11 protein-coding genes are annotated in these 12,290 nt (G+C 31.9%); 8 read left to right on the plus strand and 3 right to left on the minus strand.

Annotated features, from left to right (window positions below; all coding sequences use genetic code 11):
• Positions 1 to 55: 55 nt before the first annotated feature.
• A complete protein-coding gene (locus tag D3P13_RS01320; protein ID WP_117879499.1) occupies positions 56 to 1,582 on the minus strand; it encodes a GH3 auxin-responsive promoter family protein in 1,527 nt (508 codons plus the stop codon).
• An 84-nt stretch (positions 1,583 to 1,666) separates the two neighbouring features.
• On the opposite strand from D3P13_RS01320, the gene purE reads away from it, so the two are divergent.
• The 5 genes from purE to D3P13_RS01345 all read left to right on the plus strand — a co-directional run bounded on the left by purE (position 1,667) and on the right by D3P13_RS01345 (position 7,731).
• Positions 1,667 to 2,158 (plus strand): 5-(carboxyamino)imidazole ribonucleotide mutase, encoded by a 492-nt coding sequence (purE, locus tag D3P13_RS01325; RefSeq protein WP_117879500.1) that lies wholly within the window; start codon positions 1,667 to 1,669, stop codon positions 2,156 to 2,158.
• 122 nt (positions 2,159 to 2,280) lie between these two features.
• Positions 2,281 to 4,317, plus strand: coding sequence for a M3 family metallopeptidase (locus D3P13_RS01330; protein ID WP_117879501.1), 2,037 nt, complete (start codon positions 2,281 to 2,283; stop codon positions 4,315 to 4,317).
• On the plus strand, positions 4,314 to 5,087 hold the full coding sequence (locus D3P13_RS01335) for a hypothetical protein (RefSeq protein ID WP_117879502.1): 774 nt from the start codon (positions 4,314 to 4,316) through the stop codon (positions 5,085 to 5,087). The genes D3P13_RS01330 and D3P13_RS01335 overlap by 4 nt, the downstream gene beginning before the upstream one ends.
• Positions 5,088 to 5,150: 63 nt before the next feature.
• Entirely contained in the window at positions 5,151 to 6,527 is a 1,377-nt protein-coding gene (locus tag D3P13_RS01340; protein WP_117879503.1) for a DUF1800 domain-containing protein, read from the plus strand.
• 10 nt (positions 6,528 to 6,537) lie between these two features.
• Positions 6,538 to 7,731 carry a DUF1501 domain-containing protein gene (locus tag D3P13_RS01345; RefSeq protein ID WP_117879504.1) on the plus strand — a complete coding sequence of 398 codons (1,194 nt, stop codon included), beginning with the start codon at positions 6,538 to 6,540 and terminating at the stop codon, positions 7,729 to 7,731.
• Here D3P13_RS01345 and D3P13_RS01350 read toward each other — a convergent pair.
• Both D3P13_RS01350 and D3P13_RS01355 read right to left on the minus strand, forming a co-directional pair.
• Complete coding sequence (locus D3P13_RS01350; RefSeq protein ID WP_117879505.1) at positions 7,724 to 8,962, minus strand: glycosyltransferase; 1,239 nt, start codon at positions 8,960 to 8,962, stop codon at positions 7,724 to 7,726. The two genes, D3P13_RS01345 and D3P13_RS01350, sit on opposite strands and share 8 nt — an antisense overlap.
• Before the next feature lie 18 nt (positions 8,963 to 8,980).
• Complete coding sequence (locus D3P13_RS01355; RefSeq protein WP_157972796.1) at positions 8,981 to 9,481, minus strand: hypothetical protein; 501 nt, start codon at positions 9,479 to 9,481, stop codon at positions 8,981 to 8,983.
• A 145-nt stretch (positions 9,482 to 9,626) separates the two neighbouring features.
• On the opposite strand from D3P13_RS01355, the gene D3P13_RS01360 reads away from it, so the two are divergent.
• The 3 genes from D3P13_RS01360 (at position 9,627) to D3P13_RS01375 (ending at position 12,261) form a co-directional block, all read left to right on the plus strand.
• A complete protein-coding gene (locus D3P13_RS01360) occupies positions 9,627 to 10,130 on the plus strand; it encodes a GbsR/MarR family transcriptional regulator (RefSeq protein WP_117879507.1) in 504 nt (167 codons plus the stop codon).
• Positions 10,131 to 10,184: 54 nt separating this feature from the next.
• Entirely contained in the window at positions 10,185 to 11,006 is an 822-nt protein-coding gene (locus tag D3P13_RS01365; RefSeq protein WP_117879508.1) for a DCC1-like thiol-disulfide oxidoreductase family protein, read from the plus strand.
• Positions 11,007 to 11,361: 355 nt separating this feature from the next.
• Positions 11,362 to 12,261, plus strand: a complete 900-nt coding sequence (locus tag D3P13_RS01375; protein ID WP_117879510.1) for a TIGR01777 family oxidoreductase — start codon at positions 11,362 to 11,364, stop codon at positions 12,259 to 12,261.
• Positions 12,262 to 12,290 lie beyond the last annotated feature (29 nt).

Genomic DNA, 12,290 nt, shown 5'->3' on the forward strand with positions numbered 1-12,290 from the left:
AAATTATACTTCTTTTCTATCAATAAGACGAAGAAGTTTTAAAAAAGATGCACTTTTAAACCACTTTTTCTGAAGTAGACATTTCTAACAACTCATCCATAAAACCTCTACTATTAGATAGTCTTGGTACTTTGTGTTGTCCGCCTAGTTTATTTTTAAACTTTAACCAATCGTAGAACAGACCTGTTTCGGCTTGATGGACTTTAGGCATGGTTAAGGTCATATCATTATAGCGTTTGGCTTCATAATCTGAATTAATAGACTTTAAAGCATTGTCCAATAATTCTGTAAAGTAATTTAAATTCTTGGGAGCTTTTGTAAATTCAATCATCCATTCATGAGAACCTTGTATTTTACCGTCCATAAATATAGGTGCCACAGTATAATCAGTAATTAACGTTTTTGTTTTTTCGCAGACTTGTCTTAAAGCCTCCTCTGCGTTTTCGATGATTAATTCTTCACCAAATACATTAATAAAATGTTTAGTTCTACCCGTAATTCTAATCCGAAAGGGATCTAAAGAAACAAACTTAACGGTATCTCCAATTAAATACCTCCACAATCCAGCATTGGTTGTAATTACGATTGCATAATTAATGTCTAATTTTACCTCATCTAACGGAATAGCTATTGAATTTTCTCCATTAAATTCTGACATCGGAATAAATTCGTAGAAAATACCATAATCTAACATTAATAATAAATCTGTAGAATCATTGGTATCCTGCAACGCAAAAAAACCTTCAGATGCATTATAGGTTTCGTAATATCTAAAGTCTTTTTTAGGAATTAATTTCTTGTATTGCTCTCGATAGGGATTAAAGTTTACTCCACCATGAAAATACACTTCCAAGTTGGGCCAAACTTCTAAAATATTATCCTTGCCTGTTTTTTTCAAAACAGCATTTAATAAAACGAGCATCCATGAAGGTACACCAACTAAACTGGTAATATTTTCATTAATAGTTTCATTAACAATGGCATCCATTTTAGTCTCCCATTCGCTCATTAAAGCCACCTCTGTTTTGGGAGAAGAACTAAAATCTGCCCAAAATGGCATGTTTTCAATAATTATAGCCGATAAATCGCCAAAATAAGTATTATTATCTTCATAAATAGCACTACTTCCTCCTAAACGCAATCCACGTCCGTTAAACAAACCAGCATCTTCATTATTGTTTATGTAGAGAGCAAGCATGTCCTTTCCTGCCTTTAAATGGCAATTTTCTAAAGCCTCGTTACTTACCGGAATAAACTTACTTTTTGCATTTGTGGTACCACTAGATTTAGCAAACCATTGTATTTGCGTAGGCCAAAATAAGTTTTGCTCCCCTTTTCTAGCCCGCTCAATTAAAGGTTCAAAAGTTTCATATTGCTGAATAGGAACTTTATTTCTAAACGTTTCATAATTGTATATGGAAGCGAAATGATACTGTTTACCAAACTCCGTATTTTTAGCCATTTCAACTAAGCGTATCATGAGCTCATGTTGAACATCAATAGGGTATTTAAGAAAAAGCTCCATTTGATGCTTTCTCTTTTTTAAAAACCAAGAAACTACGGTGTTAAATAAAGGCAACATTTTCTAAATTTCTATTTGATGTTTTATATCTTTGAACAATAAAAATACGATTTTTCTTAGTATAAAATTAAATATAATCAAATTATGGCTAAAGTAGGTATAATTATGGGTAGCAATTCTGATATGCCCGTGATGCAAGAAGCAATTACAATACTACAAGATTTTAATATTGAAACTGAAATTGATATTGTTTCGGCTCATAGAACCCCTGAAAAATTATATGATTATGCTAAGAATGCTCACTTGCGTGGAATTCAAGTTATTATTGCTGGTGCTGGTGGTGCCGCACATTTACCAGGCATGGTAGCTTCAATGAGCCCTCTACCTATAATTGGTGTACCCGTAAAATCTAGCAATTCTATTGATGGCTGGGATTCTATATTATCTATACTTCAAATGCCCGGTGGCGTTCCAGTAGCTACTGTAGCCCTAAATGGAGCTAAAAACGCTGGAATATTAGCGGCTCAAATATTGGGAAGTAGTGACAAAAAAGTACAGCAAACAATTATAGATTATAAGGAGGAATTGAAAGTAAAGGTGGAGAAAGCGTCTGAAGATTTAAATTCCAAAAAATAATTTACTAATCCCCTGGTCATTCCCAGGCACGAGGAATCTCATAAATATTCCCTTTAAGCTTTAGCAGATTCTTCGTTGCACTTCGTTACGCTCTGAATGACAGCTCTAATAAATAAAAAATTATGAAAAATCCATTATTACAATCATTCAATACGCCATATACAACCGCTCCATTTTCACAAATTAAAAACGAGCATTTTAAACCTGCCTTTGAAGAAGCTATTAAAATAGCGAAAGCTGAAATTGATGAAATTACAAGTAACTCAGAAATTCCTTCTTTTAAAAACACCATAGAAACGTTAGATTTTTCTGGATATACGTTAGATAGACTATCCTCTATTTTCTTTAATTTGAATTCTGCAGAGACCAATGATGAAATTCAAAAAATAGCCCAAGAAGTTTCACCATTATTGTCCGAGTTCTCGAATGATATTCGATTGAATGAAAAACTATTTGAACGTGTAAAATCAATTTATGATGACAGAAAAAAATTAAACTTAACAGTTGAACAAGCTACCCTTTTAGATAAAAAATATAAAAACTTTGCCAGAAATGGTGCCAACTTAAACGACAATGCTAAAGCCAAATTAAGAGAAATTGATATGAAATTATCAAAACTCTCACTACAATTCGGAGAGAATGTGTTGGCAGAAACCAATGCTTTTGAAATGCTATTAACCGATGAAAATCAATTAAAAGGATTACCTGATGGTGCAAAAGAAGCTGCAAAAATGGCCGCTAAAGAAAAAAATTTAGAAGGATGGCTAATTACCTTAGATTATCCTAGTTATGTGCCTTTTATGACTTATGCTGACGATCGGAGCTTACGTAAAAAATTAGCTATCGCTTTTGGAGCAAGAGCTTTTAAAAATAATGAATATGACAATCAAAAAGTTGTATTAGATATTGTAAATCTCCGCCACGAAAGAGCCAACTTATTAGGCTATAAAACACATGCTCATTTTGTGTTGGAAGAACGCATGGCAGAAACACCTGAAAAAGTATTATCATTTTCAAATGATTTATTAGAAAAGGCAAAACCGGCTGCTGAAAAAGAATTTAAACAATTATCAGATTTTGCTAAAAAAGACGGTATTGAGCAATTACAAAAATGGGATGGGGCTTACTATTCTGAAAAACTAAAAAAACAAAACTTTGACTTAGATCAAGAAGCCTTAAAACCGTATTTTAAATTAGAAAATGTGATTGACGGTGCATTTACAGTTGCCCATAAATTATTTGGGTTACAGTTTAAAGAAGTTGAAACTATAGACAAATACCATAAAGACGTAAAAACTTATGAAGTTACAACTACAAATGGTGACTTTATAGCCGTTTTTTATGCCGATTTCTTCCCAAGAAAAGGGAAACGTAATGGAGCATGGATGACTTCTTATAAAAGTCAATGGAAAAAAGACAATGAAAATTCGAGACCACATATTTCTATAGTATGTAACTTTACGAAACCTACAGAAACGAAGCCTTCGTTATTAACGTTTAATGAAGTAACCACCTTGTTTCATGAATTTGGACATGCGTTACATGGAATGTTAGCAGATACCGTTTACCCTAGCCTATCGGGAACTAGTGTGTATTGGGATTTTGTAGAGCTTCCTAGTCAATTGCTAGAAAACTGGTGTTACGAAAAAGAGGCCTTAGATCTATTTGCAAAACACTATGAAACTAATGAACCTATTCCTATGGAATTGGTTCAGAAAATTAAAGACTCTTCTAACTTTTTAGAAGGTATGCAAACGATGCGTCAATTAAGTTTTGGTCTTCTAGATATGCAATGGCATGGAGCAGACCCGACAAATATTAAAAACGTAAAAGAATTTGAAAACCAAGCTTTTGCAGATACACAACTCTATCCCGATGTTGCCGAAAATTGTATGAGCACTGCTTTTTCTCATATATTTCAAGGTGGGTACTCTAGTGGGTATTACAGTTATAAATGGGCTGAAGTTTTAGATGCTGATGCTTTTGAATATTTTAAAGAAACGGGGATTTTCAATAAAGAAACTGCTAAAAAATTATTAGATAACGTATTATCACAAGGAGGTACAGATAAACCGATGGATTTATACAAACGCTTTAGAGGATCTGCTCCAAGTAATAAAGCCCTGCTAAAAAGAGCGGGACTAATTGGTAAAGATTGAAATTTATAATCCATATTATATTCATAATTCTCCTAACCATATTTACACAAGTTGGGGGAATTATTTGGATTGCTACATTAATCATATCAAACAAATTAAAATATAAAAAAAAATATCTTTTTATTGGATTGTATTTCCTATTCAACTTGTTGATTATTCCTCCAATTGCAAATTATTTTGGTAGAGTTCCATTGCCTTATTTTAGTGAAAATCTAAAACCAAAAAATATAATTTACCCATTGCTATTTAGAAATTATGTAAGGCCTGAGCTAAAAGTACTATTAGAAAATTCTGCAAAAACCATTAAGACTCTACATAAATTTCAATTAAACTATCTCGATGCCAACTTCCCTTTTTATAATGGCTTTCCGCTGTTACCACATCTAAGCCATAACGATGGAAAAAAGGTAGACATCTCATTTATGTACAAAACTAAAGGTGGAGAAAGCACCAATAAGAAGCCCTCTTTATCTGGTTATGGAGCTTTTGTCAGTACCAAAAACCCTACATGTTCAGATTGTCTAGACAAAGGGTATTGGCAATATGATTACACCAAGTATTTCACTTTAGGTACTTTTAATGATTTGGATTTTGATGAAAATAAAACTAAAATTATAGTAAAAGAATTACTAAGCCAGCCAAAAATTCAAAAGCTATTTATTGAACCTTATCTAAAAACCCAAATGGGCTTAAGTGATTTTGATAAAATACGGTTTCAAGGTTGCAGAGCAGTTAGGCATGACGACCATATCCATTTGCAAATAAAATAAGCGTACCTTTTATATTTAGTAAGTAAAATTAAACCTTAACCATTTCTTTATGTCTAATCAATCATGAAGGCAAAACACATACAACATTTATTTTGGCGTGCAGGATTTGGAATAAAACCTGAAGCTTTAGAAATACACTCTAAAAAGAATAGAAAAAAAGTTGTTGCTGAACTTTTTGAGGATTCCTTTAACTCCAATCCGTTACTAATAGATACTTCTGAATTGGTAAGTGCTTATTTAAATATGGACAAGTCAGATAAATTAGCCAAACAAAAACTTGCTAAAGAAAATAGAAAAAAACAATTAGAATTTAATTCCGCGTGGTTAAAGCGGTTAATGACTTCTAAAGAAATGTTGCGTGAAAAAATGACCTTGTTTTGGGCTAATCACTTTGTTTGTCAAGACAATAATATCGTTTACATACAAAAGTATAACAACACTTTACGGAAACATGCCCTTGGTAATTTAAATGATTTTGTAAAAGCCATTTCGAAAGAAACAGCAATGATACGCTACTTGAACACAAAACAAAATAGAAAATCAAAACCCAATGAGAATTTTGCCCGAGAATTATTAGAATTGTTTACGCTTGGCACAGGCAATTATACTGAAACTGATATTAAAGAAGCTGCCAGAGCCTTTACAGGATACAACCACAATTTAAAAGGGGCATTTAATTTTAATAAAAAACAACATGATTTTAAATCAAAAACATTTTTAGGAGAAACAGGAAATTTTGATGGTGATGCTGTTATAGATATTGTCTTGAAGCAAAAAGCCTGTGCAACATTTATCTGTGAGAAAATTTATCGAAATTTTGTAAATGAAATCCCGAACAGTGAGCATATTAACCAGATGGCTCAAGTATTTTATCCAAGGTATGATATTGAGAACCTGATGCAATTTGTTTTTAACTCGGATTGGTTTTATGAAGAGATCAACATAGGATGTTTGATAAAATCGCCAGTTGAATTAATGGTTGGAATGCACAACGTTGTTCCTTTTGAATTTCAAAATCCTAAAAACGCTTATTATATTCAAAAATTATTAAATCAAGTATTGTTGCGACCTCCAAATGTGGCAGGTTGGAAAGGTGGCAGAACATGGATAGATAGTAACACCATTTTAATTCGATTAAAGCTACCTTCCATCCTATTGAACAATGCCATTATTGCTTTAGAGGAAAAGGGTGAATTTGAAGATTCTTACCAGAAGTATTATGCTAAAATGAACACGAGAAAAAAGACAATTAAAACTACCGTTGATTGGAATACGTTCGATAAATATTTTAAAACGATAAATATTTCAGATATGAAAGATCTTTTATTAGTGAGCCCTATAAATAAAGGAACAGAAGATTTACTTCATCAACTTACAATGGACAACAAGCAAGAAGTTTGTATACAATTAATGTCATTACCTGAATATCAACTTTGTTAAATCCTAGCTTATGAAACGTAGAGATTTTTTAAAAAACACAGGTTTAGCGAGTAGTTTATTTTTAGTACCTAGTTTTGTAAAAGCATTTGAAAAAATAGCCACAGAACAATTGGGCTTTAAAAGACTTGTAATTATACAGCTTTCTGGTGGTAACGATGGCTTAAACACCGTAATTCCTTTTAGGAATGATATTTATTATAAAAAAAGACAAGACATTGCCATTCCCAAAAGCAAGATAATTTCTTTAACTGACGACCTTGGTTTTCATGAAAGTTTATTACCACTAAAACAGTTGTATGACCAAGGTTATGTTTCAATTATTAATAACGTAGGCTACCCTAACCCAGATCGATCACATTTCAGATCGACTGACATTTGGCACACAGCAACTGACGCAGACAAATATGCCACTTCAGGATGGTTAGGTAGATATTTAGATCAATATGGTCAGCATCCATTTAATGCTATAGAAGTTGATGATAGTTTGTCATTAGCTTTAAAAGGAGAAATTAACAACGGAATTGCTACAAAAAACGCGGCTCTTCTTTTTAATTCAGCACGGGAACCTTATTTCAAAAAAATACTAGCCAACCAACAAGACGCTCATTTGAGTGAGCATAATTTGGGTTATTTATACAAAACGTTAATTGCGGCTGAATCATCAGCAAAGTACATTTACGAAACTTCAAAAACTTTTAAATCTAAACAAGAATATCCGCAAAGTCCATTTGCAAAACAATTAAAAACTACCGCTGAGTTTATCAATAGTGGCTTAGACACCAAAGTGTTTTACACTTCATTAGGTGGATTTGATACACATGCCAATCAACTTAACAAACAAAAACAGTTATTAAAAGTTTATGCTGAAGGTATAGAAAGTTTTGTAAAAGATTTAAAGGAAAATGACACATTTAAAGACACATTAATACTTACCTTTTCTGAATTTGGACGACGTGTTCAACAAAATGCCGCTAATGGCACCGACCATGGCACTGCCAATAATGTCTTTATTATTGGTGAAAATTTAAAACAAAAGGGCATTTACAATGGTGCTCCAAATCTTTTAAAATTAGACACTAACGGAGATTTAATCTATGAGATTGATTTTAGACAAATCTACGCGACCGTTTTAGAAAATTGGTTAGGTGTTGATGCTAAAGCTATATTATTTGAGAAATCTTTTAAAAAGTTACATTTTATTTAGTGCTATTTTTCTCTTGAATCCACTTAGAGAGATACTTTGTACTTTGTAAAGAATGATGCTGTAACATGCTACCCATAAAATTTTGATTTCTATGAGAATTCAAATCACTTTGAATTTCATGGATTTTAGTATTCAGTTTCTTCGAGAGTTCTTCTTTATGGTAAATAGTAGTAATTATTTCAATTCCATTTTGTTGTGATTGCTCCCAAATATCTTTATCCGTATAAAGTTCAACTGCCTTATTGGCAAATGTTTTTGAATTATCATTTACAAAGCCATTCCATGGTAAATTATTATGCATTCCTTCTGCTCCAATAGTTGTGGTTACCGACGGGGTTCCGTTTAACATGGCATCTATAAGTTTCCCTTTGAGTCCTGCCCCAATTTGAAGTGGAGCTAATAGTACTCGAGCATTAGAGACAACCTTATGAGCATCTTCTGCCCTGCCCTTTACAATAAATCCTTCCTTTTCATTATGTAAATCGGTTACTTTTTGGGAAGGATACGATCCGTAAATCAATAGTTTTGCTTTGGGTAATTGTTTTCTTATAAATGGCCAAATGGTTTTCTTTAAATACAATACCGATTGCCAATTGGGCTCATGTCTAAAGTTCCCTATACTAATAAAATCATGTCGCTCTTCAAAAGTTGGTTTTTCTAATAACGTATCTTTTGAAAGACCATCAAGCATGAAAGGCAATTCAATTAAAATAGTTTCAGGAATTTTAAAGTGATTTAGTAAAAGTTGATACTCGTATGGAGAAATAATTAATGATAAATCACATCTATAAATACTGGCAATTTCTCTCTTCGTAATATCTAATCTATTCAGCTGTTCTAACTTGAAACTTTCTTCTTTTTTAAAAGCTTCACCTCTTGCTTGCCGCAAACAATGTAAATCTTCGGTATCTAAAACTCGTATTGCATTTGGGCAATTTTCGACAACACGCCAACCAAACTGCTCTTCACTTATAAAGCGATCAAAAACGACAATGTCAGGCTGTAACCTTTTAATAAAATTATCGAAACTGGTATTGTTTAACTCAATAGTAACACTGGCAATTCCTAAACTTTCAAGATTATCAACATATGGTGTTGTCTGTGCTGCACTAGAAAATGTAATGTGATAATTTTCCTCTAAAAAAAAGTGAAGTAATTGCAGCATCCTACTTCCGGCAGCTGTAGAAGTTGATTCAGGAAAAACCAATCCGATAAATAGGACTTTTTTCATTATGTATATTGGATAATTTTAATTTAATTTATATGGTCCATTTATTCCCAAATTAAAATACTCTTCTTTGTCGATATTAATATTAATTCGCCAATAACAAGGGCCACCATCATCTACTTTGTAAAATTCTTTTTTCCAATCCATCAGTTTACTTTCATGCTTTCCGTTTATCTCTTCAAAATGCTCCTCTGGGGGTAAACAAAATGTATTTAAAAGAATTATTCTACTACCATTATTATCTATGTAAGGCACGTATTGTTTATATAAATTCTTATGAATGTTTTCTAATACGTGCTCTTTAATAAATTTAAATTCATTATTATCAATTGCCTTTTGTAAAACTACATCTACAACATCAATATCTTTCTCTTTGGGTTTCCAAACTGAATAACCATAAGTTGTATTTAGCCAATTATTGTATTTTGAGTCCAATAAAATTGTAGATTTCTTATCAATTGTCTTTGAACATGAAGTCAAAACTAGAAAAAATGAAACTGCGAACATCAGTTTATACTTCATAAGTAATATAATTGATATGATAATAACTTGAACTAAACAAAGTTAATTATTCTTTAATTAATAACTAACCATAAATATAATTTCATAAACACTAAACAAACTTTCAATAATTATTGAAAGTTTAAAAATAATTGTATATTTGCATATGGAATATCAAGAAGCAAAAGAAAAATTTATTAGCACTTGGGGTAGTTTAGGTACGATGTGGGGTATTAATAAAGCCATGGCAATGATTCAAGCCTTACTTTTTGTTTCTACCAAACCATTGTCTATGGAAGACATTATGGAAGAATTGCAAATATCTAGAGGTAACACCAGTATGAATTTACGTCAATTGATGGATTGGGGTATTGTAACTAAAGAAATAATTCCTGGAGAACGCAAAGAGTTTTTTACTACGGAAAAAGATGTACAAGAATTGGCAAGACAAATTGCTAAAGAAAGAAGCAGAAGAGAAATTCAGCCGGTAATTAAAGTCTTAAAAGAAGTCTCAAGTATAAAAGATGATAAAACAGACAAAACGAAAGAACTGATAAAACAAACCAAAGCTTTGCACGAATTAACCGAAAATGCAGACAAAATGTTAAACAAATTGATTAATCAAGAACAAAATTGGTTGACAAAGTCTTTGTTCAAACTTATTAAATAAAAAAATTTAAACCATACTTTCAATATTTTCTGAAAGTTTTAAAATAACAAAATTATGGCAACACTTAAAAATTATACCTTACTCTATGATGATGATTGCCCGCTATGCAAAACCTATACTTCCGCATTTATAAAAACAAAAATGTTAGATAAAAAGGGGAGACAGGCGTATAGTAGCATATCACAAATGGAATACGATTATATAGATTTGGAAAAAGCTAAGAATCAAATTGCCCTAATAAACCATGACGATAAAACGGTTTTTTACGGAATTGATAGCTTATTAAAAGTTATCGGATACTCGTTCCCTTTTGTTGAAAAAATTGGACAAATTAGTCCAATCAAATGGTTCTTAAAAAAGCTATATTCTTTTATCTCTTACAATCGAAAAGTGATAATTCCGATTAAGAAACAGGACTTTCAATGTATGAGTTGTGAGCCTGAATTCAATATCAAATACCGTATTATTTATATTCTCTTTGCTACCTTAATTACCAGCTTGGTACTTTATCAATATTCAGAACAATTATCCTTTTTACCTGATTCTACGATAGGAAGAGAAACAGTATTAGCCATAGGACAAATTGTATTTCAAAGTGTTTTCTTATTAAAAATAAACCGTAATGATTTACTAAACTATATTGGTAATTTAATGACCGTTTCTTTAATGGGCTCTCTTCTATTAATGCCAATTATTATCATCAACCATTTTATCATGTTACCTACATTGATCCTACTTAGTTGGTTTGGTCTTACGGCACTATTAATGTTTATGGAACATTATCGTAGAGTTAACTTACTAAGCCTACCTACTTATTTATCGTACACATGGGTGTTGTTTCGCGTTATCGCGTTACTATTAATTTTAAACTTATAATTATGAAAACATTGCATTATATAAATCTAACAGCTTTCCTCATAACATTTGGTCTATATGCAAGTATTCATTTCGTAATATATGGTATGATTGCTTCTTTATGTCTGGGTGTAATCCAACTTTTCCTTGGAATTGTCTTGGTCGTTTATTCAAAAGAATTTAGCAAAAAGCATCAAAATTATCTTAAAATATATTGGATTCTAGCGATACTAAATATAATGGCTCTTATAATTATCTCTGAAACCCGACTTAGCATAAATAGTTATTATGCTGCAACGCTTACCTTTATAATTCCAATGTTTATTGCATCATATTTTGTCTATTTAACATATCAAATTCAAAAACCCATCCAATTATGAAAACAATTGTAATAGCTGGAGGCAGTGGCTTCCTTGGTCAAGTTTTAGAAAATCAATTAACTAAAAATGGATATACAGTTAAACTATTAACGCGTTTCCCGAAAAAAGAAAACGATGTGTATTGGGATGCCAACACATTAGGCAAATGGACCATTGCATTAGAAAATTCTGAAGCACTAATCAACTTAACTGGAAAATCAGTGGATTGCCGTTATACGGATAAAAACAAAAAGGAAATTTATGAGTCCCGAATCAACGCAACTCAAATTTTAGGAAAAGCCATTCTGCAATGTAAGCAACCTCCAAAAATTTGGATGAACGCTTCCACAGCTACAATATATCGTCATTCAATAGATAAAGAAATGACCGAGCAAAACGGCGAAATTGGTAACGATTTTTCAATGAATATTGCTAAATCTTGGGAAAAAGAATTTAACCAATTTGATACCCATAAAACGAGAAAGGTTATTCTTAGAACATCTATTGTATTGGGTAAAAACGGTGGAGCATTCATCCCGCTAAAAGCTTTAGCAAAATTTGGTTTGGGCGGTAATCAAGGAAAGGGAAATCAAAAGGTTAGTTTTATTCATGAAAAAGATTTTGTGAGAGCCGTTGAATTTATCATAAACCGTCCCAACCTCAATGGTGTTTTCAATGTGACCGTTCCAAACCCAACTAACAATATGATATTAATGAAAACCATCCGTAAAAAAATAGGAATGCCTTTTGGTATTTCACACCCCGAATGGTTATTGAAAATTGGTGCCAAAATAATTGGAACAGAAACAGAATTGGTTTTAAAAAGCAGGAATGTTATTCCTGAACGTTTATTACAGCATGGCTTCAGTTTTAAGTATCCAACCATAGAAACTACCATATCTAATTTATTAAATTAATACAGGTTATTCAATTACACATATTATCC

Source organism: Aureibaculum luteum (assembly GCF_003449015.1).
Lineage (GTDB): Bacteria > Bacteroidota > Bacteroidia > Flavobacteriales > Flavobacteriaceae > Aureibaculum > Aureibaculum luteum.